This is a genomic window from Eikenella sp. NML99-0057 (assembly GCF_001648535.1).
Lineage (GTDB): Bacteria > Pseudomonadota > Gammaproteobacteria > Burkholderiales > Neisseriaceae > Eikenella > Eikenella exigua.
Genome location: NZ_LXST01000006.1, coordinates 213,758 through 239,104, shown reverse-complemented (window position 1 = coordinate 239,104; position 25,347 = coordinate 213,758). Strand labels below are relative to the sequence as shown.

Genomic DNA, 25,347 nt, shown 5'->3' with positions numbered 1-25,347 from the left:
GGCTGGAAGAGTTTGCCGACAGCTGCCGCGCCAATCCCGCCTTCAAGGCACGCCGCTAGACGGCAGAATAAACAGTAAATTGGAATTTAACCTGGTGTAAAACCACCAAATTAAAACGTTTCCAGGCAGCCTGAAAACCAGTTGTCAAAGGATTTTTGACAACTCTTAATTCCCCCGAATTCGTGGGTTTTAGGCTACCTGAAACCAGTTATTAAGTAATCTTTAATAACTGAAGCAAGGCTAGCTGGATCGCAAGAAATATCCTGTTTTAAAACAACGGGATATTTTTTTAATTGGGTGTAAAAATACCCAATATGCGGCTAGCTGGAAAATCAATGACTTACGTTTCTGCCCGCCATTGCGCGGGCTTTTTTGTTGGAGGTGTGAAAAATGACGAAACAAACCGAATTGCCGTGGATTGCCAAAGGCAAAGGCTACCTGGGCTTGCGTGAGATACCGGGCCCGCAGCACAACCCGGAAATCCTGCGCTGGCTGGTTAAGTTTGGTGGCTACAACGGCGAAGAGAAAGCCTGGTGGGCAAACGACGAGGTGGCGTGGTGCGGGCTGTTTGTTGGTATGTGCCTAGCTGAATCCGACCGCTTCGTGGTGTCTGCGTGGTATCGCGCCGGGGCGTGGGCAGATGAGCGCTACCTTACCCGCTTGAGCAAGCCGGCCTATGGCTGCGTGGCGGTCAAAAAACGCGCCGGCGGCAATCATGTGTTTTTTATCGTAGGCAAAGACAAGCAAGGCCGGCTGATGGGCTTGGGCGGAAACCAAGGCAACCGCGTGAGCATCATTCCGTTTAACGCCAGCGAGCTGCGCTTTTACTGGCCGAGCTACTGGCGCGATAAGCAGTGCGTTAAATCCGAGCCAACCGCCATCCGCTACGAGCTGCCGCTGGTGGATGCCACCGGCAAACAGGGCGAGAGCGAGGCATAGATAGTATGGCGGATGAGAACACAGCCGATTGGGTGCGCCGCATGATTGCCGAGCAGGAGGCGGCGCTGGTAGATGCCGAGGCCATCGGCGATGCCTACGCCGCACGGCACGCGGAGCACGAATTGCGCAACTACCGGCAGTTTTTAGCGCGGCTCGAGCCGCAGAAAGCGTAAAAAATGTGGATTGTTAAACACTGGAAACCGCTTGCCATTGCCGCGCTACTGGCGGCGGTGGTAGGCGGGGAATATTGGTACGGTGAGCAGCGCTACAGCGCGGGCTATCGTGCCGCCGAGACCAAGCTGAAGCAACAGCAAACCGAGGCGCTGGCGAAGCAAACCGGTGCAGTATTGGAAAAAGAAAGGCAGGCGCAGGCGGAATTGGCCGCCGCGCAGGCCGAAGTGGAAAAGGAAAGAGAAAATGCAAAAATTGCTGTGGATAATCTGCGCGGCGAGCTTGAGCGCGTGCGCGCCTACGCCGCTGCCCGTAGTCGCTCCCTGCCCCAAGCCACCGGCTCCGCCGGCGCGGTTGATGAAGCCGCTGCCCGAGGCTGGCAGCTATTCGGCAACTGCGCGAAAGAATATGCAGGATTGGCAGAAATAGCCGACACCCAGCGCAACGACCTGGCCGAATGGCAGGCATACGGGCGCGTGGTGGCGGGCACGGCAGATAAGTAAAACCAGCCGCTTTGCGGCGGTTTTGTTTTAGGTGTGTGAAATGATTAAGCAGGAATTTGCCGGCGCAACGCTCTACCTGGGTGATTGCGCCGGCCTTTTGCCGGCGCAACGCTCTACCTGGGTGATTGCGCCGGCCTTTTGCCGGCGGTACTGGCTGAAAACAAGGTGGATGCGCTGATTTCCGACCCGCCGTATTTGATTGGTGCGTCTGGCGCTGGGATGGGTGCAGGTCGGAAATACCTGCAGGACATCAAAGGTAATATCGATAGTGGATTTGATACGGACTTGCTCGGACAATTTGAAAACTGGTTTGTGTTTTGCGCAAAAAGCCAGATTGTGGACATTATCAGCCAAGCAAAAAAACAAGACCTGAACTGGATGCTGCTTACCTGGAACAAGAAAAATCCTACTCCACTCACCTGCGGCACCTATCTGCCGGACACGGAATACATGGTGCACGCCTACCGCCGCCACATTTGGGAGAGTAAAACCCGTTTTGTGGTGGGCAACGTCGAAAAAAATCCCTTTGACCATCCCACGGTAAAGCCGCTGTATGTGATGTACAAGGCTATTGCCAGCGCATCCGCGCCGGGCGATTTGGTGTTAGACCCATTTATGGGCACAGGCAGCACGGGTGTAGCGGCCCTGCAGCGCGGGCGGCGCTTTATCGGCATCGAGCGCGAGCCGAAATACTTTGATATTGCCTGCCAGCGTATTGAGCACGCACTGGCGCAAGGGCAGTTGTTTTGATTTCAGGCTACCTGAAAAAAAGGCTACCTGAATTTTCAGGCAGCCTTCGGCGGTTAAACTGTTGCTTTCACTTTTTTTTCAATTGCCGCCAGTGCGGCTTTAGCCAAAAAGCCGGAACGGGTGTCGTGATTATCTGCAGCATATTGGTCAACCCGTGCCAACAGATATTCGGGCCAGCTCACATTAAAGCGGGTTTGCTTGGCGGACAGGGCGCTTTCGTCTATTTCGGCAATGCCCCACGCTACAGCGTCGGCATAATCTGGATCGGTGCGCAATTCTTCAATCGGCCGTGTAGCTAAATCTATTTCCAAATCATTTTCCAGCATGAATTCGATATGCGCTTTGATGGCTGATTTGCTGTCCTCAATCGCGGCTTCGATGCTGTCGCCGCACGGGTAGCAGCCCGGCACATCGGGCACAACCACGCCGTAAGTGGGATTATCTGCGTCTTTGAAGATGGCTAATGCGAAAGCTTTCATATTTTGACTCCTACCTCGACCTAATATTTTATGTAGTATGTTCTATGTATAAAATTTAGTTCAATATTTTATGTAGTATGTTCTATGTATAAAATTTAGTTCAATATTTTATGTAGTATGTTCTATGTATAAAATTTAGTTCAATATTTTATGTAGTATGTTCTATGTATAAAATTTAGTTCAATATTTTGTATTAGGTGTCTAGGAGCATTACTACCTACAATTTTAGATCCATCATATCTACTATCTTAATTTTAGACCTGATTTCCTTTCTATATCTTTGATTTGTCCGATTGTTAAATTTTTCCTCGGGTGAGAAATCGTAATTGGAAATTTCATACCCTCCTTGTAAAAGATATGGTGGCTGCCGTTTACTCTTTTCGACACCCAGCCGTTGGCTTCTAGGATTTTGATGATTTCGTGGCTGCTTTTCATTTAGGGATCTCTCAAAAAAGACAGTGTGTGTATTATTACACACAGAAAAAATAATTGTCAAATATTTTGTGTGTATTCGTGTGTATTTATACTACTGGGCTTTTAGCTTTATCCATAGCCTCAACGAAATCCAGCCTGTCGCCCCGCCGCCGCAGATTGACGTAGCGCTGTAGGCTGCTCCAGCTGTCGTGCAGGGTGGTGCGCTGGATTTGCGGGATGGTGGCGCCGTCTTCGGCCAGCCGCGTTGCGCCTTCGTGGCGCAGGTCGTGGAAGCGCAGGTCGTGGATGTCCAGCACTTTGCAGGCGCGGGTGAATTGGGCGCTGATGGTGGTGGCTTTGAGTGGCACAAGGCTGCCCGGGCGTCCGCCGAGTCGCGCCATGCCACGCTGCACGCTATCTTGCAGCAGCTCGTCGATTACCTGCAGCGCCGCCGGGCTGATAACAAATGATTTATCGTTGCCCCGGCTGCCGTCCGGGTGTTTCACATCGTGGATCAGCCATTCGCCGTGCTCACGGTCAAAATCGGCCAGCATCATGCGGCATATCTCATCTTGTCGGCGGCAGGTATAAATCGCCAGCCACATAATCAGGTGCATGGGTACGGCGGTTGTTTTCCGCCAGGCATACGCCTGATAAAAATGGTTGGTTAGGCTCTGCAACTCTTCGCTGCTCGGTAGGCGGTTGCGGATGGTAGGGCGGTCAACTATCCTCCCTCTCTCCAGTCCCTCGAGGGCAAAATCAATCTCTTGCCAGCTAACCTTCAAATTCCAAACATAAAATGCGTGTTTGATTACCACGCGGATATACTGTATATCCTGCAAAATAGTGGGTGGTTTAACCGGCTTTAATCCTAATTCCGGCAGGCCGGTTCGGCGCTGTTGGGCGAATAAGGCCACCTGATCGCGCGTAATTTTATCCAGCGGCAGCGCGGCAATCCGAAAGCCGCGCAGAAACAACAGTCCCTGCTTTTTGCTGCGACCAACTGCCGGCAGCTCGGCTAGGTAGCTATCGATGGCGGCGGCAAGTGTTGGCATCCGCATTTTTTGGATGCCAAATATCAAATCTGGGTTTGCCTCAATCTCAGCTTCGCGCCGCTTGAGCCATTCGGCGGCTAGAGCTTTTTTCGTAAATGTTTTAGACTCGCTATAAGCGGGCGCATCCGCCTTTTTTATGCGGACTTGCGCCCGATACACCACAGCCCCGCTGGGGTTTGTACGCCTTGTGATCGTTCCCATATTTGCACCATCGGTAAAAAATCAAAAATGGTGCATTTATGGTACAACAAATAAACGGAAATAAGCAAAAATAAACCGAAATAATCCGAAATGATACAAACCGAAAACCCAGAAAAAGCAAATACAAACAAGCAAGATGCTGATTATGTTGGTACACGCCGCCTTTCGGTAGCCCCGATGCTGGACTGGACAGACCGGCATTATCGCTACATGGCACGCCAAATCAGCCGCCATGCCTGGCTCTACACCGAAATGATTCATGCCGGCGCCATCATCCATGGCCAGGCCGAGCGCTTTTTAGGCAAAGACGAAAGCGAAAACCCGGTTGCCCTGCAGCTGGGCGGCAGCAACCCGGCCGATTTGGCCAAGGCCGCCGCCATCGCAGCAGGCTGGGGCTATGACGAAATCAACCTCAACTGCGGCTGCCCCAGCCCGCGCGTACAAAAAGGCGCGTTCGGCGCCTGCTTGATGAACGAGGTGGATTTGGTGGCCGATTGCCTCAACGCCATGCAGGAAGCTACGCCCGATTGCGCCGTAACCGTGAAACACCGTATCGGCATCGACCGCCAAACCGAATACCAAACCGTGTGCGACTTCGTGGGCACGCTCGCCGACAAAACCGCCTGCCGCACCTATATCGTCCACGCCCGCAATGCCTGGTTGGAAGGCCTTTCGCCCAAAGAAAACCGCGACGTGCCGCCCTTGAAATACGACTACGTATACCGCCTCAAGCAGGATTTTCTCCAGTTGGAAATCATCATCAACGGCGGCATCAAAACCAATGACGAAATCGCCGAACACCTGCAACACGTCGACGGCGTGATGATTGGCCGCGAGGCCTACCACAACCCCATGTTGATGCAATCGTGGGACAGGCTGTTTTACGGCGAAAGGCTACCTGAAACAGATTTCGACACCCTGATTCACGCACTCTACCTCTATATGCAGCGCTCGCTCGCTGCCGACCCCGGCCTCACCATCCGCCACATGTTGTGCCACTACCTCGGCCTGCTGCACGGCCGCAACCATGCCCGGGTGTGGCGACAGATGCTCTCAGATGCTAGCCTGCTGCAAAGCAACCGCCCCGAATTGATTTTGGAAGCATGGGAGAAAGTTTCCGCCGGGGTTTAACTGCATAAAAGGCTACCTGAAAATTCAGGTAGCCTTTTGCTTGGGCGTTTGTTTGAATAACTGCATGATGCGGGATAGCATGGCCGGGCTGCAGGTGCAGGCTACCTGAAGACCCTATATAGCAACGCGGCCTCCGATGGAAGCCGCGTTTTAACTGCGTGGCAGCGGCACTTCGCTGTGCGGAAAATCTGCTGCGTTTTTGGCCTCGCAGAAACTCCGTTGAAGCTTACGCTTTCAGGTAGCCTTTTGTCATTGCCTAACCGCTGGTGTCCGCTGCGGCTGCCTCCTGCGTTTCGGTTTGGGTGTCATCCGCGTCTTGCAAGGCTTGGTAGGCGGGGAACAGGAGTTTAGCGATCAGGGAGAGCTGCTGCCAGAGGGTGTGGGCGTGGAGGCTGGCGCTGCTATCGGGACGCAGGGCGGTGAGTTGTTGGCGTAGGGCGCTGTAGGCTACCTGAAATTCGGCTTCGGTCAGGCCGGGCAGCTGTTCGAGTAGGCGGGCGGTTTCGTTAGCAGCCCGGGCAAAAGCGGCGTTGAAATCGGGCTCGATTTGGCCGGGGCTGAGGCGGCTGCGGTAGGCACCGAGGGCGGAGATATAGCCGTTGACGGCGTAAACGGTTTTGAGCAGGGTGAAGCCGCCGGGCAGGTGCGCGGCGTATTTTTTCGGCTCGCCGGACATGTCGGAAAGGGTGCTGCTCAGTTGGGCAGCGCGTTCGTGGGCGCGGCGGCGTTCGATGCGGTAGGCGGCATCGTCGCACTGGCCGCCGTGTTGGAGCTGGCCGGCGATGCTTTTCAGGTAGCCTGCATTGCCGGCGAGGGCACGTTGGGCGGTGCGGGCAAGGGAAAGATAGCGCCAGTCGGGCCAGAGCCTGGATACGGCCCACCAGGCCAGCGCGCAGCCGACGATGGTGTCGAGCAGCCGCCAAGGCAGGGCGTCGATGCCGTGCAGGCCGGCGATGTAGAGATTGGTGATGGCTTGGATGGTGATGAAGAAGGTGGAGTAGCTGTATTTATTGGTGCGGAAGAAGAAAAACAGGGTGCTGGAAGCGGCCACCACGGCCAATTGGGTGGCGAGCGAGGGAGTAAAATAAGGCAGCAGCGAGCCGACGGCCACGCCGGCCATCGTACCGACCACGCGCTGGATAAGGCGGCTTTTGGTGGCGGAATAGTTGGGCTGGCACACGAATACGGCGGTGAGCAGCACCCAGTAGCCCATGGGCAGCTTGAGGCTTTCCACTAAGGCGATGCAGAGGAACACCACAATGGAAAGCCGCACAGCGTGGCGGAATACGCCGGATTCGAAGCTGAGGTGGCGGCGCAGGATATTGAGATGGCTGCGCCAGCTGCCGGCATCTTCGCGCACGATGCGGGTTTGCTCGTTGGCCTCGGTGTATTCTGCTTGCTCTCCGGCCAGGTGGGTGAGCTGGTAGTTGATGCCGTAGAGGTTGTCGATGAGGCGGCGCAGGCTGCGTGGGCTCTTATCGGCCTGGGTGGATTGGTGGTGTTGGAGCGAGCGGCGGATGCCTGCGGCCAGTTTGTCCAGTTTGGCATTGTCCGGCGCCGTGCTGCCGCGTTGCAGGCTGTGCGCCACATCGCGGCAGGCCTGCGCCTGCCATTCGATCAGCCGCTGGATGCGGAAGATGAGGTCGCTGTGGCTGAGCTCGGCCACAAAACGGCGGTATTCGCCGATGTAGCTGGAGCTGGCGCGCTCGTGGATGTCTTGCGCGGCAAAGTAGTAGTGCAGCATGCGGGCGGTGCGCGGGTGGCGGTGCTGGCCGCGCATGCGGTAAAACAAGGCGCTGCGCACTTGGTTGAAGGCGGCGATTACTTTGCCGTTTTGCATGGCCAGCGCGATTTGCCGCTGTTCGAGCTGGTCGGTGTCGTCGGGGTCGAAAAATTGGGCTTTGATGTCGAGATAGCCCGCCAGCTCAGTATAGGCGGCGGCCATGCTGTCTTGCACGGGGCGGTGCGGCAAAATAAGATGCAGCAGCAGGGTGTTGCCGCTGTAGAGCAGCGTGCCGCACAAAATAAGCAGGGTGTTGGCATACCAAACCATGCTGTGGTTGATGGTGAGGATGGTGTAGAGCGCCACCACCAGCGTGCCGAAGGAGACGGTGCGGTAGCGCAGGCTGATGGCGCCGGACAGGGTAAACACGAAGGTGAGCAGCGTCATCGCGGGCAGAAACAGCAGCGGCTGGCCGAACGTAAATTGCACGGTGAGCGAGGAAACGCTGAAGGCGGCAATGGTGGAGAGCAGGTTTTGGATGCGGCCGGTGAGGCGGTTGTCTAAATCCACCAGGCCACCGGCAATCACACCGAGCACCAACGGCATACACATCAGCGGCTTCTGCCAATACCACACGGCCAGCACGGCCATGCATACGCTAACCAGCATCGGCAGCGCGGCCAGCACGCGCGCGGAAAGCCATTTGAGCCGGGATGGGATAAGGGGCATGATGGAATAAATCAAGGATGAGTGGGAAAGGGTGCTATTTTAGCGCAGGCGGGCGCGGCATGATACGGGCTGCACCTTCGGCAGCGGGGCAGGGTTTTCAGGTAGCCTTGAAATATGGAACACGAGCACCCCTATTGTATTTTGTTCGTGCCGCAGCAAGTATGCCCGCTTTCTTTTGTGGCAGAGAAGGCGAACGGCAGGCTACCTGAAAGCAAAGTTTCAATAAAGCTCCAACCGTGCAGGCAGTTTCAGGTAGCCTTGGGTATGCACGAAGGGGATACCTGAAAAACGAAAGATTATCTTGTTGATACAGTGCAATCTGCCCGGCAGCGTGTTAGAATGCGCGCCGGTTTCGGGCTGCACTTTCAGGTAGCCTCAAGCCTTTGTTTTATTTCCAACCTGCCCTGCCTGTCTGAAACCCTAACCATGCGCCTGCGTCTGTGCGGGCTTATGTTTAGTGTTTTAGCGGCAGCGGCCTTCTTCTAAAGGAATCTTAATGTTTAACAAACACGTCAAATCCTTCCAATACGGCCAGCACACCGTAACCATCGAAACCGGCGAAATCGCCCGTCAGGCTGCGGGTGCGGTAAAAGTATCCATGGGCGAAACCGTGGTGCTGGTAGCCGTTACTGCCAATAAAGAAGTGAAAGCCGGGCAGGATTTCTTCCCGCTCACCGTGGATTATCTGGAGCGCACCTATGCCGCAGGCAAAATCCCCGGCGGCTTCTTCAAGCGCGAAGGCAAACAGAGCGAAAAAGAAATCCTCACCAGCCGCCTGATCGACCGCCCCATCCGCCCGCTGTTCCCCGAAGGCTTCTTCCACGACATCCAAATCGTGGCCACGGTGGTATCGGTTGATCCGGAAATCGATTCCGACATCCCCGCCATGATCGGCGCTTCCGCTGCGCTGGTGTTGAGCGGCGTGCCTTTCGCCGGCCCCATCGGCGCCGCCCGCGTGGGCTACCTGAACGGCGAATACGTGCTGAACCCGACCAAAACCCAGCTGGCCAAATCGCAGCTGGATTTGGTAGTGGCCGGCACCGCGCAAGCCGTGCTGATGGTGGAATCCGAAGCCCAAATCCTGCCCGAAGACGTGATGCTCGGCGCCGTGGTATACGGCCACAATGAAATGCAGGCCGTTATCCGCGCCATCAACGAGCTGGCCGACGCGGTCAACCCCGAAGTGTGGGACTGGAAAGCGCCCGAAACCGATGCCGCCCTGGTAGCCAAAGTGCAGGAAATTGCCGGACAAACCGTGTCCGAAGCCTTCAAAATCCGCCAAAAACAGGCACGTACCGCCAAGCTGGACGAAGCCTGGGCCGCCGTGGAAGCCGCGCTGATTACGGAAGACACCGACACCCTGGCCGCCAATCAAATCAAAGGCATTTTCAAACAATTGGAAGCCAATGTGGTGCGCAGCCAGATTCTGGCCGGCCAGCCGCGTATCGACGGCCGCGACACCCGCACCGTGCGCCCCATCAACATCCAAACCGGCGTGCTGCCGCGCACCCACGGTTCCGCCCTCTTCACACGCGGCGAAACCCAAGCCCTGGCCGTGGCCACCCTCGGCACCCAGCGCGACGAGCAAATCATTGATGCCTTGAGCGGCGAATACACCGACCGCTTCATGTTGCACTACAACTTCCCGCCCTATTCCACCGGCGAATGCGGCCGCATGGGCGCGCCCAAACGCCGCGAAATCGGCCACGGCCGCCTGGCCAAACGCGCCCTGCTCGGCGTGCTGCCCTCGCCCGAAGAATTCAGCTACACCATGCGCGTGGTGTCTGAAATCACCGAATCCAACGGTTCTTCTTCCATGGCCTCCGTGTGCGGCGGCTGCTTGAGTCTGCTCTCCGCCGGCGTGCCGCTCAAAGCCCACGTGGCCGGTATTGCCATGGGCTTGATTCTGGAAGGCAACAAATTCGCCGTGCTCACCGACATCTTGGGCGACGAAGACCACCTCGGCGACATGGACTTCAAAGTAGCTGGTACCACCGAAGGCGTTACCGCCCTGCAGATGGACATCAAAATCCAAGGCATCACCAAAGAAATCATGCAAATTGCCCTGGCACAGGCCAAAGAAGCCCGCCTGCACATCCTTGAGCAGATGAAAGCCGCCGTGGCCGGCCCGCAGGAGCTCTCGCAGCACGCCCCGCGCCTCTTCACCATGAAGATTAACCAAGACAAAATCCGCGACGTTATCGGCAAGGGCGGCGAAACCATCCGCGCCCTCACCGCCGAAACCGGCACCGAAATCAACATTGAAGACGACGGCACCATCACCATCGCCGCCGTAAATGTGGAAGCCGTGGAAGCCGCCCGCAAACGCATCGAAGAAATCACGGCCGAAGTGGAAGTGGGCCAGGTGTACAACGGCGTGGTGATTAAGATTTTGGACAACAACGTTGGCGCCATCGTATCCGTGATGCCCGGAAAAGACGGCCTGGTGCACATCAGCCAAATCGCCCACGAGCGCGTGAAAGACGTGAACGACTACCTCAGAGTCGGCCAAAACGTGCGCGTGAAAGCGCTGGAAGTGGACGACCGCGGCCGCGTTCGCCTTTCCATGAAAGCCCTGCTGGATCAAACCCGCGAACAATAAGCGCAGGATGATTAGATAAAGCAAAGGCTACCTGAAACCTTTTCAGGTAGCCTTTATTTGAAACTACAGAGAAGTGCTTTCATAGCGGATTAAAATAAGAATGGGACGAGGCGACTGGTCGCAGACGGCTCCCACGTACGGCCAGGCAACGCAGCAGCATTCTTATTTCAATCACGATAATGATAGGAGAAGCCCATGCCCAACCGCCCCACCTTCAAAGAAGCCGACAGCATCGACCACCACATCCTCAAGCTCTTGCAGGAAAATGCCCGCCTGAGCATGACCGAGCTGGCCGAACGCGTCGGCCTATCTGCCACCCCCGTAACCGAACGCGTGCGCCGCTTGGAGCGCGACGGCTACATCAGCGGCTACCATGCCCGCCTCAACCCCGCCCGCTTGGGCTACGGCTTGCTGGTATTTGTGGAAATCAAACTGCATTCCAAATCCGGCGATATTTTTGAAGAATTCCGCCGCGAAGTGCTGAAAATCCCGCAAATCCTCGAATGCCACCTCGTGTCCGGCGAATACGACTACCTCATTAAAGTGCGACTGCAAAATATGTCCGCCTACCGCGATATGCTCGGCAAAATCCTGCTGCAACTGCCTTCCGCCGTGGAAAGCCGCAGCTATGTGGTGATGGAGGAAGTAAAGGAAAACGGGCCGCTGGCCTTGGAAGATTGGGAAGGGTAAACCAAAGGCTACCTGAAAATTTCAGGTAGCCTTTCTTAAATTGTTGCAGCAACGGTTAATCCATAACCCCCTTTGCCAGCACCACGCCCGCAGCGGCCAGTCGAGGCCAGTCGAAAAAGTGGCCGGGGTCGCTTTTGCGGCCGGGGGCAATGTGTTGGTGGCCGGTTACGGCTTCGATGGGGTAGTGCGCCGCCATGCTGTGCAGCAGCGGAATCAGGGCTTGGTATTGTGCCTCGGTGAAAGGTTCGAAATCGCAGCCTTCCAGCTCGATGCCGAGCGAAAAAGCGTTGCAGCCGCTGCGGCCGCGATATTGCGACACGCCGGCGTGGTGTGCCGCGTCGTTGCCCGACACAAACTGCACCACCTGCCCGCTGCGTTCAATCAGAAAATGGCTGGACACGCGCAAATCCACCAGCTGCGGGAAGAAGGGGTGCGCCTGCGGGTTGATGCGGTTGGTGAACAAATCGCGGATGGCGCTGCCGCCGTATTCGAAGGGCGGCAGGGAGATGTTGTGCAGCACCACCAGAGAAACGGTTTCGCCGGCGGGGCGGGACGAGAAGTTGGGTGAAGGGCAATGCACTGCGCCCTGCCACCAGCCATTGTGCCAAGTTGTGGTCATGATGGGATTCCGAAGAGATGGGATGGGGATTATAGCGGGTTGACAGGGAAGGCTATTTGGCTATCTGCTGCCGGTAGCGTTGGATCAGGGCGGCGGTGGAGGGGTCGTGCCCGGCGGGGGATGCGCCTTGCAGTTCAGGCAGGATGGTTTGGACGAGTTCTTTGCCGTATTCCACGCCCCATTGGTCGAAGGAGTTGATGCCCCACACGGCGCCTTGCATGAAGACTTTGTGTTCGTACATGGCGAGAATCAGGCCGAGGGTGTAGGGCGTGATGCGTTCGACGAGGATGGTGTTGCTGGGGCGGTTGCCGGGGAAGCTGCGCTGGCGGGCGAGGGCGGCTTGTTCGCTTTCAGGCAGCCCTTTGCCGGCCGTTTCGGCGCGGGCTTCGGCTTCGCTTTTGCCGCGCATAAGGGCTTCGGCTTGGGCGAAGGCGTTGGCCACGAGCCGGAGGTGGCGGCCGTCGTCTGCCCCTTCGCCGCTGAGGGGGACGATGAAATCGACGGGAATCACCTGCGTGCCTTGGTGGATGAGCTGGAAGAAGGCGTGCTGGCAGTTGACGCCGGCTTCGCCCCAAATGGCGGCGCCGGTGGCGAAATCCACGGGGTTGCCGTGGCGGTTGCGGCTTTTGCCGTTGCTTTCCATATCGAGCTGCTGGAGGTGGGCACTCAGGCGGCGCAGGCCGTGGCTGTAGGGGATGACGATGTGGCTGGTGCTGCCGCAGAAGTTTTGCTGCCAGATGCCGATGAGGGCGAGCAGGGCTGGGATGTTGTGCCGCCACGGGGCGTGCAGGAAGTGCTCGTCCATATCGTGCCCGCCGCGCAGGAATTCGCGGAAATGTTCGCGGCCAATGGCGCACATCACGGGCAGGCCGATGGCCGACCACACGGAATAGCGCCCGCCCACCCAGCCGAACATGCCGAACACGTTTTGCGGGGCGATGCCGAATTCGGCGGCGGCGGCGGCCACATTGGCCGATACGGCGGCGAAGTGCCGGGCGATGTCGGCTTCGCTGCGGCCGGATTGCAGAAACCAGCGGCGCGCGGCTTGGGCGTTGAGCAGGGTTTCGGGGGTGCGGAAGGATTTGCTGGCCACGATAAACAGCGTGGTTTCGGGTTCTACGCGGCGCAGGATGCCGTCTAAATCGGCGCTGTCGAGATTGGCGGCGAAGTGTACGTTCAGGTTTTGCCGATAGGGGGCGAGGGCTTGCACCACCATGCGCGGGCCCAAATCCGAGCCGCCGATGCCGATGTTCACCACATCACGGATGGGCAATCCGGTGCAGCCCGTGTGCGTGCCGTTTTGCAGGCGTTCGGCGAAATCGAGGGCGCGGTTTAATTCGGCGTGCACTTGGGGCACGATATCGATGCCGTCCACATACACGGGCGCGGCGGTTTCAGGTAACCTCAGGGCGGTGTGCAGCACGGCGCGGTGTTCGCTCAGATTGATTTTTTCGCCGGCATACATTTGGCGGCGCAATTCGGCCGCGCCGGATTCGTCGGCTAGGCGACAGAGCAAATCGAGGGTGTCTTCGCCGATGAGGTTTTTGCTGTAGTCGAGCAGGAGGCCGTTGAGTTCGGCGTGCATCCGCTCGAAACGGTCCGGCTCGGCGGCGAAGCGCTCGCGCAAGTGGAGGTGCGCGGTGGCGCGGCGGTGGTCGGCTAGGGCTTGCCAGGCGGGTAGGGAGGTAGGGAGCATGGTGGGTTTAGTGTGTGGGAAGGAGGATTTTGCGGGTCATGGTGTGGGTTTGTGCGGGTTGGGAGAGGCTACCTGAAAAGGTGAAACAGGTTTTTGCTTCGCAGAAACTTCGCTGTGCTCGCGTTTTAACTCCGTTGAAGCTTGCACTTTCAGATAGCCTCTTTCTCAGCCTCGGGCAGGCGCAGGAAGGTTCGGCGGTAGTGGCGTAATTCTTCGATGCTCTCCAAGATGTCGTCCAACGCGCAGTGCGAGCCTTTTTTACTGAAACTTTTGTAGGCGGCGGGATGCCAGCGGCGGGCGAGCTCTTTGAGGGTGGATACGTCAAGGTTGCGGTAGTGGAACCAGGCTTCGAGGCGGGGCATGTAGCGCTGCATGAAGCGTCGGTCTTGGTGTACAGTGTTGCCGCACAAGGGGCTTGCGCTTTGCGGTGCCCATTGCGCCACGAAATCAAGCAGGCGTTGTTCTACTTCGGCTTCGGAAAGCGTGGAATCTTTCACGCGCCGGGTGAGGCCGGTGCGCTCGTGGGTGCTGGTGTTCCAGGCATCCATGCTGTTGAGCAATTCGTCGCTTTGGTGGATGGCGTAGGATTCGGATTGGGCGAGGATGTTTAAATCGGCATCGGTAACCACCACGGCGGCTTCGATAATGCGGTCGTGCTCGGGGTTGAGACCGGTCATTTCCATATCGAGCCAGCAGAGGTTGAGGGGATTGGGATTGGGCGGAGTGTGCATGAACTTGCTCGCAAAGAGGATAAATGGTGCATTGTAGCGGATACGCCAAATCTTAAAAAGGTTTACCGCGAGCAGATACGGCGGCACAATGCTGGCTACCTGAAAACTTTATCTATAGAAAGCCCGCTCATGCCGCTCAACCTTACCGTGTTCGCCGTTACCCCCTTCCGCCAAAATTGCTCACTTTTGTGGGATGAAGAAAGCAAAGAAGCCGTGTGGATCGACGTAGGTGGCGATGTGCCGCAGCTGCTGGAAGAAGCCGCCAAGCTCGGCGTGCAGCCCAAGGCCGTCTGGCTCACCCACGGCCACCTCGACCATGCCGGCGGCGTGGCCGAGATGATTCAGCATACCCCGCTGCCGGTAATCGGCCCACACCGCGACGACCAATGGCTGCTCGACAACCTGCCAGAAATCACCGCCAACTTTGGTTTTCCCGTGTCCCAGCCGGTGAGCCCGAGTCGCTGGCTGGAAGAGGGCGACGAGTTGAACGTGGGCGCGTACCGCTTCCAAGTGCTGCACATCCCCGGCCACACGCCCGGCCATGTGGTGTTTTACTGCGCCGAACAAAACCTGCTGATTGCCGGCGACGTGTTGTTCTACGAATCCATCGGCCGCACCGATTTCGAACGAAGCAGCCACGCCGACTTGCTACACAATATCCGCGGGAAACTGCTGGCGTTACCCGAAAACACCATAGTGCTGCCCGGCCACGGCCGCAGCACCACCATCGGCCACGAAAAACAACACAATCCGTTTTTGCGGGATTAAAACCCACAGGCGGCAGGGCAATCGATACATACAGCCTGTCTTATAAAGAGGCTACCTGAAAAACACGAAAACCAAAGCTTAGGCTTGCCAAAACAAAGGCTACCTGAAAGCGACCAAACACTTTCAGGTAGCCTTTTCGCCAGAAGATATTGCCGTAAATCTTGGTTAACCCCCCTTTTTATGCCGCACACTTTGGGCTAAGATGTTCTCGCCGCCGGCTATGGCGGTATTTTCTCATTTTATAGGAAATACACAATGAAAGTACGTACTTGGGCTGTACCGGCCTCTTTGGCTTTGTTGCTGACCGCCTGCGTGGCGCCTGCCCCGCAAGACGACGGCCATCGTCATCACCATCACCAACGCCATGAAAACAGCATGCAAGACCCGGGCAACGAGCCGGCTCCGCGCCACGAGCGTCGTGGCGAGCGCCGCGCACACGGTGCCGAGCGTTTCAGCTGTGAAAATGGCCTGTCTGTAACTGTGCGCCAGCAAGGTACCGACCGCGTGAGCCTGCAGCTTGACGACAAGAGCGCTGTGCTCAACCGCGCTACTTCTGGCTCCGGCGAGCGCTACACCAGCAACCGCGGCCTGTTCGGCAGCGGCGCCGAGTGGCACCGCAAGGGCAACGAAGCTGCGTTCAGCTTCAAAGACCCCTATGGCAACCGCGTAGAAACCGCTTGCCAACGCCAGCAGTAAGCTGATTTAAATTCAACGCCGCATTAGTGAAATCAGGCCGGCAGCCCGAGAATTCCGAGGTTGCCGGTTTTCATTGGGGCAGAAAATGGAGGACGCAGTAAGGCGGCGTTGTGATGCCATCACCTTGCTGCTTTGCCAAAACTTAATTTCAGCTTCGCAGAAACTCAGCTCCAGCTTTGCTGAAGTTGGCGTTTTCAGGTAGCCTTTTATCTCACTCTATGCTCATATTGATTGCTCCAAGCCATGCCAGCCACCCATATCCTGCAAGCCATCGCCTACGTTCGCTCTCCTTATAAACAGAAATTCGGTGTGCCGCGCCAGCCCGGCTTGGTGCCTTCCGCCCAGGTGTATATCGAGCTGCTGCCCGAGTTTCCTGCCGATTGCGTGCGCGGGTTGGGAAGCTTCAGCCATATTTGGGTGCAGTTCGTGTTTCACGGCGTGGCCGGGGCAGGCTGGCAGCCTTTGGTGCGGCCGCCGCGTTTGGGCGGTAACCGGAAAATGGGCGTATTTGCCACGCGCAGCCCGTTCCGGCCCAACCCGTTGGGGCTTTCCCTACTCAAGCTGGAGCGCATTGAAACCGATGGTGGAGTACGGCTATGGTGTGGCGGAGCGGATTTGCTCGATGGCACGCCGGTGTTAGATATCAAGCCCTATCTGCCCTTTGTGGAGGCTCAGCCCGATGCTGCTTCAGGCTTCGCCACCATTCCACCCGTGCCGCTCGAAGTAGCTTGGCTAAATGAGGAAACAGCTACCACCTTGCCATCAACTATCCGCCTGTTGCTTGAACAAAGCATCGCTCAAGACCCGCGCCCGGCTTATCAGGATACGCCGCAGCGTGTATATAAGATGGCAGTGGAAGATTGGGAAGTGGCGTTTCGAATTGAAAACGGAACAGCTTTAATTGAAGCAGTGATGGAGGCAGAAGGCAAGGCTACCTGAAAGTGCCAGCTTCAACGTAGTTCAAACGATGTCTTGGCACAGCCAAGGCTGAGTTTCTGTGAAGCTAAAATAAAGCTCAATCCCCTGCCGGGCTTAAATAAGCATAACATCCGTGATATCCCGCCCGGCTTACGCAAAGATTCGCAAAAGAATTTGGCTTGTTCGCCTGTATCAGGCAAAGTGTTAAGACGCTTGAAATTCAACAGTCAACCAGCCTAATTCCGGCTGCTGAGATTGAAAAATCACGTTAGTTGGTCATATTGCCGGGTTTGCCCCGGTGGCAAAATTCCGTGCTGCAACGGCACATAAAATACTAAGGAGTAAGTATGAACCGTGTTTTATTGGTAGACGATGACGCCCTGCTCACCGAGCTCTTAACCGAATACCTGAGCGCCGAAGGGCTGGAAGTTAGCAGCGTGCCGGACGGCGAAGCCGGCGTAAGCGAAATTCTCTCTGGCAACTACAATGTGGTGGTGCTGGATTCCATGATGCCCAAGCTCAGCGGGCTGGATGTGCTCAAAACCGTGCGCCAGCAGAGCAAAATCCCCATCATTATGCTTACTGCCAAAGGCGACGACATCGACCGCATCATCGGCTTGGAAATGGGTGCCGACGACTATGTGCCTAAGCCTTGCCAGCCGCGCGAACTCTTAGCGCGCATCAACGCCATCCTGCGCCGCACCCGCCTGGCCGAGCCGGACAACAGCACGCCCAATGTGATTTCCGTGAGCGGTGTAACCCTCTACCCAGCCAAACGCCAAGCCACCATCAACGAAGCCCCGCTGGAACTTACCAGCACCGAGTTCAACCTGCTGGAAGTGCTGATGCGTCACGCCGGCCAGGTGGTAAACAAAGAAACCCTCTCTCTCGAAGCACTCGACCGCAAGCTAGCCAAGTTCGACCGCAGCATCGACGTGCATATTTCCAGCATCCGCCATAAACTGGGCGATGCCTCACTCATCCAAACCGTGCGCGGCCTAGGTTATTTGTTTGTGAAAAACTGATGTTTTGATTTTAACTTGTGTTGAAGCTTACGCTTTCAAGTAGCCTCCATCGAACGAGATAAAGGCTACTTGAAATACCGCTTCTTCATTTGCGCCATTCACCCAACGGCCGCCGCCAAGCCCAAACCGACTGATGGCGGCATTGTTTTGTGGCCTGCCAGACCTTCCCGCCAAAGCATATTCATGAAACTGTTCCAGCGGATTTTCCTCACCTTTTTTTTCGTCATCATCGCCGCCATTTTCGTGGCCAGCTTCTCCTTCTGGCTGGTGCAAGACAAAATGGCCGAAAGCCGTTTCAAACAGCAGCGCGCCTTTGAAACTGGCCTGCTCAACAGCACTGTAACCGTGTTCCAAACCCGCGGCCTCTCCGGTGTACGCGAAACCCTGCAAGACTGGAACAATACCCCCACCTTCGACAATATCCTAGTAATTTCCGGCGACAGCAAAACCGATATTTTTCAGCGTCAGATTGAGCCCTCGCGCATCCTCGCCGCACGCAAATTCGCCTCTGAATATCCCAACTCCCGCGCAGTGCGTGTGGCCTACGACCCCTTGGGCGAAGAATATATCTTCATGTTGGCCGACTGGGACAAACAGCAGCCTACCCGCCCGCCTTCCCCGCTGATGATTCCCGGCATGGAAATGGCGCCCGTGTGGCACGAGCTCATCATCCTCAGCTTCATCATCATCGTCGGCCTGCTCTTAGCCTACATCCTCGCCCGCAATATCTCTCAACCCATCCGCACGCTGGAACGCGGCATGAGCCGTCTGGCCGAAGGCGACCTTGAAACCCGCATTTCCCACCAGCTGCTCGGTCGGCGCGATGAGCTGGCCAAACTCGCCGTCCAATTCGACCACATGGCCAGCCGCCTGCAAAAACTGGTGGAACGCGAACGCCATCTGCTGCACCACGTTTCACACGAAATGCGCTCCCCGCTGGCGCGTATGCAGGCGCTGCTTGCCCTGCTGCAAGTGCAGCCGCACAAACAGGAGCAAAACATCAAGCGCCTCGAATCTGAGCTCACCCGCATGGACAAACTCGTGGGCGAGTTGCTCACCCTCTCCCGTTTGGAAACTGCCAACGTGGAAATGGAAAAAGACCCGCTCAAGCTCGTGCCCTTTTTGGAAAACCTGGTAGAAGACTGTCGCGCCATCGCCTGCCAAAACAATCAGCAAATCGATTTCCACTACGACCCCGCCGATGCCGACGCCACTGTTTCCGCCAATGAGGGCTACCTCTACCGCGCTTTCGACAACGTCTTGCGCAATGCTATGGCCTACGGCCCCGAAGGCAGCAAAATCCACATCTGCCTCTCCGGCCACAAACACCATTGGCACATCGACATTGCCGACAACGGCCCCGGTGTGGACGAACGCCAGCTGCCGCACATCTTCACCGCCTTCTACCGCGCCGACAGCGGCGCGCACAAACCCGGCACTGGCCTCGGTTTGGCCATTGCCCGCCACGTTATCGGCAAACACCACGGCCGCATCAGTGCCGCCAACGTGCAGCCCAACGGCCTGAACATCCACTTTGAGCTGCCCGAGCTCACCGCCAAGCAGCAGAAGCAGGAAAAAAAAGAACGCGAAGGAAAAGAGCACGGGCAGGATGAGGACAAATAAACAGGAAGCCGTTGCCGTTGTATAGCACGTATCTTTCAGGTAGCCTTACTCCTCCCGCGCTCCAATAATCGTTTCAAACCAAACCAACACAATATGGCTTTATTTGAAATGGCCATCTATGGGAAAGAAAGTCTTTTCGCTATATAATTCCGCTGTTTCGACAGCACCCCATTCGGAAGTATCAATGAGCACCAACACCATTCTAATTATCGCCATCCTCATTTTCGCCCCCGTGTTCGGCGTATTGCTGTACAACACCTATCAGGAAAAGAAATACCGCGATTCCATCCGCGCCCAGTTCGGCCATGCCGATAAAGACGCGCTGATGGAAAGCTACACCCATTCCGTGCGCGACGGCCAGCAGCAAGCCCTCGCCGCCGAAACAGAGGCTGCCCCGCGCCTGCAGCCAGCCTTCATCAAATTCAGCCGCTCGGGCAAACAGGCCGACGAAATCCCCGTTGCCGAAACGCCTGCCGAACCCGACAACACCCCGGCCGAGCCCATATTGCAGGCCGAGCCCGCCGTTAAAGCCCCTGCTTTCAACTTCCAACCCATACCAGCCGCCGCGCCCTCGCAAACCCAAGAGCCCGCCAAACGCAAGCTGCTGCTCGATTTGCAGGATTTGGCCAAACAGCAACTACCCTGGTTCGACAGCCGCTTCGACTACCTCTGCTACATCTCCCTGAAAGAGCCGCAGGAATTGCACGCCATGCCGCGCCTTTCCAGCCGCCACCGCTTCCGTATCGCCGGCTGCACCATGGACGACCGTTTCCAAATTGCTGAGCCGATTCCCAGCGTGTACTACCAAGGCTTCGTGATCGGTCTGCAAGCCATCAGCCGCAACGGCTTGGCCAGCATTGCCGATTTGGAACAATTCGGCGAACAGGCCAACGCCTTTGCCGAGAAAATGGACGGCGGCCTGCTGCTCACCGACATCGACACCTTCCTCTCCATCGCCCGCCCGCTGGACGATCTGTGCGCCCGCGTGGATCAAACCATCGCCATTCATTTGGTGTCCCGCAACAACGTGAGCGGCGTGGAATTGCGCAACGCCATAGAGCGCCAAGGCTTCGAGCTTTCCCACGACGGCATGTTCTACCTGAACGACGCCAAAGGCGAGCCGCTGTTTGCCATCTCCACCCTCGACAACAGCGCCTTCACCGCCACCCTGCTCTCCACCCAAAACTACCGCGGCATCAGCATGCTGTTTGATGCCCCGCACATCCCCGACGGCGAGAAAAACTTCAACCGCTTCATGGATATCGCGGTTAAGCTTTCCAGCATGCTCGGCCTGGATTTGGTAAACGACAAACTCGAAGAGCTTTCCACCCAATGGCTGAAAGAAATCCGCAGCTATGTGGTGGCGCGGCAAGACGAGATGAAACGGGTGGGCATCGAGCCCGGCAGCGAGCTGGCCAAACGGCTGTTCTCGTAGCCAACCCGCTAGAACGCCAGCCAAACAGGCTACCTGAAACGGCATTTCCCGTTTTCAGGTAGCCTGTTTCCCCAATCCACACACCTCAAGGAAAAACATCATGCATAACGATAACGCCCTGCGCGCCGCCGTCGAGGCCGTCGCCATCCCCAACAGCAGCCTCACCGTCGGCAGCAGCCATGCCCTGCAAGCCATCGAACCAACCGCCGACGGCCTGCAAATCGAACTCTGCTTCGGCTTTCCCGTCGGCCACATTGCCGACCGGCTCAAGCAAAACATCGCCGCTGCGCTGGCCCAAGCCGGTTACACCCAAAACGTGCAAACCAATATCCGCAGCGAAATCACCGCCCGCAAAGTCCAGCCCGGCGTGCGCACCATCAGCGGCGTGAAAAACATCATCGCCGTCGCCTCCGGCAAAGGCGGCGTGGGCAAATCCACCACCGCCGCCAACCTCGCCGTAGCGCTGCACAACATGGGCGCGCGCGTGGGCATTCTTGATGCCGACCTCTACGGCCCCAGCCAGCCCACCATGCTCGGCGTGCCTGCCGGCAAACCGCAGCAGGAAAACAAGCACTTCATCCCCGTGCGCTCGGCCGAAGGCATCCAAGTGATGTCTATCGGCTTTCTGGTGGACACCGACCAAGCCGTGGTGTGGCGCGGCCCCATGGTGAGCCGAGCCCTGCAGCAGCTGCTGTTTCAAAGCGAATGGGACAACGTAGACTACCTGTTTGTCGATCTGCCGCCTGGCACCGGCGACATCCAGCTCACCTTGTCACAGAAAATCCCCGTTACTGGCTCTATCGTGGTCACCACCCCGCAAGACATCGCCCTGATCGACGCGCGCAAAGCCGTGGACATGTTCGGCAAAGTCAACATCCCCATTTTCGGCGTGCTGGAAAACATGTCGGTGCACATTTGCAGCCATTGCGGCTACCACGAGCCCATTTTCGGCCAAGACGGCGGCAAAGCGCTGGCCGAACGCCTCGGCGTGCCGCTGCTGGGCCAGCTGCCCCTGAGCCTGCCCGTGCGCGAAGCCATGGATAGCGGCAGCGCCGCCCAAATGCAGGCTGCCCACCCCGCCATCGCCCAAATCTACACCGAAGCTGCCTGGCAAACCGCCCTGGCCGTGGCCGCCAAAGGCAAAGACTTCAGCAACCGTTTCCCGCAGATTGTGGTGGAATAAACTTCGCAGCTGAAATACGAAAAGGCTACCTGAAAACCATTCCCCGTCCGATGTGGGCTAACAGGGGAACGGGGGGGCAAACCGCAGCTTGGTTTTCACGTCACTGAAGCTGATGCTTTCAGGTAGCCTTACTAGGCGGAGGCCGTTGGCAACATGCCGGGCTGACCGTACGAGCCGGTTTACAGACTACGGGAACTGCATCAACGGCATCGAAAATTTTTGTAATCAGGCAAAGCACGTCTTACATAAATACAACGGAATCGACTGCAATATTTCCCACTATTCTTGAAAAGGTGCGAATTTCGATTTAACTTCAATACACCATCCCGGTAGCTTAAAATCCTGCGGGGATAGTGTGGAATTTAAGGCTAATCTACGTCAGTCCCTTATTTTTTCTGCCCCATTTTGGCGTTGAGCATATCGAGCATGCTGCGCAGGTTGGCTTTACCTTCTTCGTGGCTCACGATGGGTTCGCCGCCTTTGCGGCCGAGGATTTTGAGGTCGGCTTGGGGCATTTCGTCGATAAAGCGGCTGGGCTCGGGGAATTGCCAGCCGCCTTGGCGGCGGCGTTTGACACAGTGGATGAGGGTGAGGCTGTGTTTGGCGCGGGTGATGCCGACATACATGAGGCGGCGTTCTTCGTCGAGGTTACCTTCTTCTACGCTGTCGGCATGGGGGAAGAGGCCTTCTTCGCAGCCGGCGAGGATAACGTGGGGGTATTCGAGGCCTTTGGAGGCGTGCAGGGTGGAGAGGGTTACGGTGTCGGTTTCTTCTTTGCTGCGGCTGTCGAGCAGGTTCATCAGGGCGATGGTTTGGGAAAGTTCGATCAGGGTTTTGCCGTCTTGTTCGCCTTTTCTGGCCAGCCAGGCGCATAAATCTTGCACATTGCGCCATTTGATTTCGCCACTTTTGCCTTCTTCGTGTTCGAGCAGGTAGGTTTCGTAGCGGATGTCGGCCAGGAGCTCTTGGATGAGGCTGCCGGCGGGCTCGCTTTGGGCACGGCTTTGGTAGCTTTGCATGAGGGCAGTGAACTGGCGCAGGGCTTCGCGGCCGGCGGCGGGGAGCTGGGCTAGGGCTTCGGCGGTGTTGGCGGCGGCGTAGAGGCTGCAGGAGGCGGCGGCTGCGTAGCGGTTGAGGCTGCTGAGGGTGGCGTCGCCGATGCCACGTTTGGGGGTGGTGGCGGCGCGTAGGAAGGCGGGGTCGTCGTCGGGGTTGGCGAGCAGGCGCAGGTAGGCGAGGATGTCTTTGATTTCGGCTTTTTCAAAGAAGCTTTGGCCACCGGAAACGCGGTAGGGAATGTGGGCGCTGCGCAGGGCTTCTTCAAACAGGCGGGCTTGGTGGTTGCTGCGGTAGAGGATGGCAAAGTCGGCGTAGTTGAGACTGTCGCCGCTTTGATTGCGCCGGCGGATGATGCTGCCGGCGGCGTATTCGGCTTCGTGTTGTTCGTTTTGGCAGGCAATGATGCGCACGGGCTCGCCTTCGCCGTATTGGCTCCAGAGGGTTTTGGGGAAGAGCTTGGGGTTGTTGGCGATAACTTGGTTGGCCACGCGCAGGATGCGGGCGGAGGAGCGGTAGTTTTGCTCGAGCTTGATGATTTTGAGGGCAGGGTAGTCTTGCTGGAGCAGGCGGAGGTTTTCCATGTTGGCGCCGCGCCAGGCGTAGATGCTTTGGTCGTCGTCGCCCACGGTGGTGAAGCGGCCTTCGGCGCCGGTGAGCAGCTTCATGAGGGTGTATTGGCAGGTGTTGGTGTCCTGGCATTCGTCCACCAAAAGGTGCAGCAAGCGCATCTGCCATTTGATTCGGATGCCGGCTTCGTTTTGCAGCAGGCGGGTGGGTAGGAGGATGAGGTCGTCGAAATCGACGGCTTGGTAGCTGTGCAGGGTTTCCTGATAGCCTGCGTAGAGTTGGGCGGTTTGGCGTTCCCATTCGTTGGAGGCTACCTGAAAGGCTTGCTCGGGGGTGAGGAGGTCATTTTTCCACAGGGAGATTTTGTGCTGGGCGCGGAAAACGGCGTCGCGGCCGCTGCTGCCGAGCAGCTCGGCGATGATTTTGCCGCTGTCGGAGCCGTCGAACACGGAGAAGTTTTGTTTGTAGCCGATGTGCTGGGCTTCTTCGCGCAAGAGGCGCATACCCAGCGAGTGGAAGGTGCAGACGGTAAGCCCGCGGGTTTGGCGGCTGCCGAGCATGGCGGCGGTGCGCTCCTGCATTTCGGCGGCGGCTTTGTTGGTGAAGGTGATGGCGGCGATGTTGTGCGGGGCGTAGCCCACTTCGCGGATGAGGTGGGCGATTTTTTCGGTGATCACGCGGGTTTTGCCGCTGCCGGCGCCGGCCAGCACAAACAGGGGGCCGCCGAGATAATGCACGGCTTCGAGCTGCTGGGGGTTGAGTTGGAAGGGGGATGTGGACATGGGGGTGGATAAGGGCTGCTTGGGTTTTGGCGAAACTCGCTACGCTCGTTTTCAGGTAGCCTTTGGGTGGTTTGGGTAATGGATGCAGGCTACCTGAAAATAGTTTGCCTGATTTTCAGGTAGCCTCTTTTTTCTGTTTGGCGGCGGCTTTGCGGCGGCGGTTTTCTTTCGGGTCGATGAGCAGGGCGCGGTACACTTCCACACGGTCGCCTGTGCGCAGCGGGGTGCTGTCTTTCACTTTTTTGCCGAAGATGCCGATGGGCGCGGCAGCAAAATCCACGTGCGGAAATTCGGTTGGCAAGGCGGATTGCAGCACGGCCTGCCGCGCGGTGGTGCCGCAGGCTACCTGAAAAGCCAGCAGGCGTTGTTTGCCCGGCTCAGCATAGGCCACTTCGATATTGAGCGGGGTATCGTTAGGCATAGCGGCGGCCTGCCTCTTTCACGAAAGCGTCCACCAGCGTGCCGCTAATGTGGCTGAACACGGGGCTGATGAGCGCGGAGAGCACGCGGCTGGAAAATTCGTAGTGCAGCTCGAATTCCACTTTGCAGGCATCGTCGCCCAAGGGCAGGAAGTGCCAAGTTCCGTTCAGGCTTTTAAACGGGCCTTCCAGCAGCACCATGCGGATTTCGCGGCTGGGGATGTTGCGGTTGTGTGTGGCAAACGATTGGCGCACGCCCATATAGTCCATAAACAGCCGTGCTTTCAATTCGTTGCCGCTGCGCTGGATGATTTCGGTGCGGCTGTACCACGGCAGAAACTGCGGATAATCCTCCGCTTTGTCCACCAGCTCGAACATCTGCTCGGCAGAATGCGGCACGAGCAGGGATTTCTTCACGGTTTTGAGCGACATACAAACG

The 25,347-nt window shown here is 57.3% G+C and carries 25 protein-coding genes and 1 pseudogene; 16 read left to right on the top strand and 10 right to left on the bottom strand.

All coding sequences use genetic code 11. The features are described from left to right. The first annotated feature begins 390 nt into the window (after positions 1 to 390). The 4 genes from A7Q03_RS08330 to A7Q03_RS10650 all read left to right on the top strand — a co-directional run bounded on the left by A7Q03_RS08330 (position 391) and on the right by A7Q03_RS10650 (position 2,363). On the top strand, positions 391 to 939 hold the full coding sequence (locus A7Q03_RS08330) for a TIGR02594 family protein (protein WP_067448941.1): 549 nt from the start codon (positions 391 to 393) through the stop codon (positions 937 to 939). Positions 940 to 944: 5 nt separating this feature from the next. Then, the gene (locus tag A7Q03_RS10275; RefSeq protein ID WP_156502950.1) at positions 945 to 1,112 is read left to right on the top strand and encodes a hypothetical protein; all 168 of its coding nucleotides are present in this window, start codon (positions 945 to 947) and stop codon (positions 1,110 to 1,112) included. A 3-nt stretch (positions 1,113 to 1,115) separates the two neighbouring features. Continuing rightward, positions 1,116 to 1,613, top strand: coding sequence for a lysis system i-spanin subunit Rz (locus tag A7Q03_RS08325; protein WP_067448939.1), 498 nt, complete (start codon positions 1,116 to 1,118; stop codon positions 1,611 to 1,613). Positions 1,614 to 1,697: 84 nt separating this feature from the next. After that, a complete protein-coding gene (locus A7Q03_RS10650) occupies positions 1,698 to 2,363 on the top strand; it encodes a site-specific DNA-methyltransferase (RefSeq protein ID WP_067448937.1) in 666 nt (221 codons plus the stop codon). A 53-nt stretch (positions 2,364 to 2,416) separates the two neighbouring features. Here A7Q03_RS10650 and A7Q03_RS08315 read toward each other — a convergent pair whose 3' ends face one another. The 3 genes from A7Q03_RS08315 to A7Q03_RS08310 all read right to left on the bottom strand — a co-directional run bounded on the left by A7Q03_RS08315 (position 2,417) and on the right by A7Q03_RS08310 (position 4,311). Beyond that, positions 2,417 to 2,842: a type II toxin-antitoxin system HicB family antitoxin gene (locus A7Q03_RS08315; RefSeq protein ID WP_067448935.1), complete on the bottom strand. Its 426-nt coding sequence runs from the start codon at positions 2,840 to 2,842 to the stop codon at positions 2,417 to 2,419. A gap of 243 nt (positions 2,843 to 3,085) precedes the next feature. Then, positions 3,086 to 3,277, bottom strand: coding sequence for a type II toxin-antitoxin system HicA family toxin (locus A7Q03_RS09920; protein WP_082880730.1), 192 nt, complete (start codon positions 3,275 to 3,277; stop codon positions 3,086 to 3,088). Positions 3,278 to 3,363: 86 nt separating this feature from the next. Next, positions 3,364 to 4,311: a tyrosine-type recombinase/integrase gene (locus A7Q03_RS08310; RefSeq protein ID WP_369814464.1), complete on the bottom strand. Its 948-nt coding sequence runs from the start codon at positions 4,309 to 4,311 to the stop codon at positions 3,364 to 3,366. Between the two features lie 291 nt (positions 4,312 to 4,602). On the opposite strand from A7Q03_RS08310, the gene dusA reads away from it, so the two are divergent. After that, positions 4,603 to 5,643 carry a tRNA dihydrouridine(20/20a) synthase DusA gene (gene dusA, locus A7Q03_RS08305; protein WP_082880729.1) on the top strand — a complete coding sequence of 347 codons (1,041 nt, stop codon included), beginning with the start codon at positions 4,603 to 4,605 and terminating at the stop codon, positions 5,641 to 5,643. A 256-nt stretch (positions 5,644 to 5,899) separates the two neighbouring features. On the opposite strand, the gene yccS is transcribed toward dusA, so the two are convergent. Continuing rightward, a complete protein-coding gene (gene yccS / locus A7Q03_RS08300) occupies positions 5,900 to 8,095 on the bottom strand; it encodes a YccS family putative transporter (RefSeq protein WP_067448973.1) in 2,196 nt (731 codons plus the stop codon). A 114-nt stretch (positions 8,096 to 8,209) separates the two neighbouring features. Between yccS and A7Q03_RS10270 the strand changes: the two genes are divergently transcribed. From A7Q03_RS10270 to A7Q03_RS08290, 3 genes are all read left to right on the top strand, one after another. Next, a complete protein-coding gene (locus tag A7Q03_RS10270) occupies positions 8,210 to 8,380 on the top strand; it encodes a hypothetical protein (protein ID WP_153705681.1) in 171 nt (56 codons plus the stop codon). A 211-nt stretch (positions 8,381 to 8,591) separates the two neighbouring features. Further along, on the top strand, positions 8,592 to 10,697 hold the full coding sequence (gene pnp, locus A7Q03_RS08295) for a polyribonucleotide nucleotidyltransferase (protein WP_067448931.1): 2,106 nt from the start codon (positions 8,592 to 8,594) through the stop codon (positions 10,695 to 10,697). Positions 10,698 to 10,892: 195 nt separating this feature from the next. Continuing rightward, positions 10,893 to 11,387 (top strand): winged helix-turn-helix transcriptional regulator, encoded by a 495-nt coding sequence (locus A7Q03_RS08290; protein ID WP_067448929.1) that lies wholly within the window; start codon positions 10,893 to 10,895, stop codon positions 11,385 to 11,387. 55 nt (positions 11,388 to 11,442) lie between these two features. On the opposite strand, the gene ampD is transcribed toward A7Q03_RS08290, so the two are convergent. The 3 genes from ampD to orn form a co-directional block, all read right to left on the bottom strand. Further along, on the bottom strand, positions 11,443 to 12,006 hold the full coding sequence (ampD, locus tag A7Q03_RS08285) for a 1,6-anhydro-N-acetylmuramyl-L-alanine amidase AmpD (protein ID WP_067448927.1): 564 nt from the start codon (positions 12,004 to 12,006) through the stop codon (positions 11,443 to 11,445). 52 nt (positions 12,007 to 12,058) lie between these two features. Then, positions 12,059 to 13,702, bottom strand: coding sequence for a glucose-6-phosphate isomerase (gene pgi / locus A7Q03_RS08280; protein WP_067448925.1), 1,644 nt, complete (start codon positions 13,700 to 13,702; stop codon positions 12,059 to 12,061). A gap of 149 nt (positions 13,703 to 13,851) precedes the next feature. After that, a complete protein-coding gene (orn, locus tag A7Q03_RS08275; protein ID WP_067440276.1) occupies positions 13,852 to 14,433 on the bottom strand; it encodes an oligoribonuclease in 582 nt (193 codons plus the stop codon). 129 nt (positions 14,434 to 14,562) lie between these two features. Between orn and A7Q03_RS08270 the strand changes: the two genes are divergently transcribed. The 8 genes and pseudogenes from A7Q03_RS08270 to A7Q03_RS10265 form a co-directional block, all read left to right on the top strand. Beyond that, complete coding sequence (locus A7Q03_RS08270; RefSeq protein ID WP_067448923.1) at positions 14,563 to 15,201, top strand: MBL fold metallo-hydrolase; 639 nt, start codon at positions 14,563 to 14,565, stop codon at positions 15,199 to 15,201. A 255-nt stretch (positions 15,202 to 15,456) separates the two neighbouring features. Beyond that, positions 15,457 to 15,897: an MliC family protein gene (locus A7Q03_RS08265; protein ID WP_067448921.1), complete on the top strand. Its 441-nt coding sequence runs from the start codon at positions 15,457 to 15,459 to the stop codon at positions 15,895 to 15,897. Between the two features lie 243 nt (positions 15,898 to 16,140). After that, on the top strand, positions 16,141 to 16,836 hold the full coding sequence (tsaA, locus tag A7Q03_RS08260) for a tRNA (N6-threonylcarbamoyladenosine(37)-N6)-methyltransferase TrmO (protein WP_067448971.1): 696 nt from the start codon (positions 16,141 to 16,143) through the stop codon (positions 16,834 to 16,836). A 326-nt stretch (positions 16,837 to 17,162) separates the two neighbouring features. Continuing rightward, the gene (locus tag A7Q03_RS08255; RefSeq protein ID WP_067448919.1) at positions 17,163 to 17,840 is read left to right on the top strand and encodes a response regulator transcription factor; all 678 of its coding nucleotides are present in this window, start codon (positions 17,163 to 17,165) and stop codon (positions 17,838 to 17,840) included. 183 nt (positions 17,841 to 18,023) lie between these two features. After that, a complete protein-coding gene (locus tag A7Q03_RS08250) occupies positions 18,024 to 19,463 on the top strand; it encodes a cell wall metabolism sensor histidine kinase WalK (protein ID WP_067448969.1) in 1,440 nt (479 codons plus the stop codon). A gap of 184 nt (positions 19,464 to 19,647) precedes the next feature. Then, entirely contained in the window at positions 19,648 to 20,898 is a 1,251-nt protein-coding gene (locus tag A7Q03_RS08245) for a cell division protein ZipA C-terminal FtsZ-binding domain-containing protein (RefSeq protein WP_067448917.1), read from the top strand. Positions 20,899 to 20,998: 100 nt separating this feature from the next. Next, positions 20,999 to 22,081, top strand: coding sequence for an iron-sulfur cluster carrier protein ApbC (gene apbC, locus A7Q03_RS08240; RefSeq protein WP_067448915.1), 1,083 nt, complete (start codon positions 20,999 to 21,001; stop codon positions 22,079 to 22,081). Positions 22,082 to 22,274: 193 nt separating this feature from the next. After that, positions 22,275 to 22,414, top strand: a pseudogene (locus tag A7Q03_RS10265) (IS1595 family transposase); the annotation flags it as partial. Positions 22,415 to 22,467: 53 nt separating this feature from the next. On the opposite strand, the gene A7Q03_RS08235 reads toward A7Q03_RS10265, so the two are convergent. The 3 genes from A7Q03_RS08235 to A7Q03_RS08225 all read right to left on the bottom strand — a co-directional run bounded on the left by A7Q03_RS08235 (position 22,468) and on the right by A7Q03_RS08225 (position 25,340). Continuing rightward, complete coding sequence (locus tag A7Q03_RS08235; protein WP_067448913.1) at positions 22,468 to 24,489, bottom strand: UvrD-helicase domain-containing protein; 2,022 nt, start codon at positions 24,487 to 24,489, stop codon at positions 22,468 to 22,470. A gap of 115 nt (positions 24,490 to 24,604) precedes the next feature. Further along, positions 24,605 to 24,910, bottom strand: coding sequence for an RnfH family protein (locus tag A7Q03_RS08230; protein ID WP_067448911.1), 306 nt, complete (start codon positions 24,908 to 24,910; stop codon positions 24,605 to 24,607). Beyond that, complete coding sequence (locus A7Q03_RS08225; protein ID WP_067448909.1) at positions 24,903 to 25,340, bottom strand: type II toxin-antitoxin system RatA family toxin; 438 nt, start codon at positions 25,338 to 25,340, stop codon at positions 24,903 to 24,905. The genes A7Q03_RS08230 and A7Q03_RS08225 overlap by 8 nt, the downstream gene beginning before the upstream one ends. Positions 25,341 to 25,347 lie beyond the last annotated feature (7 nt).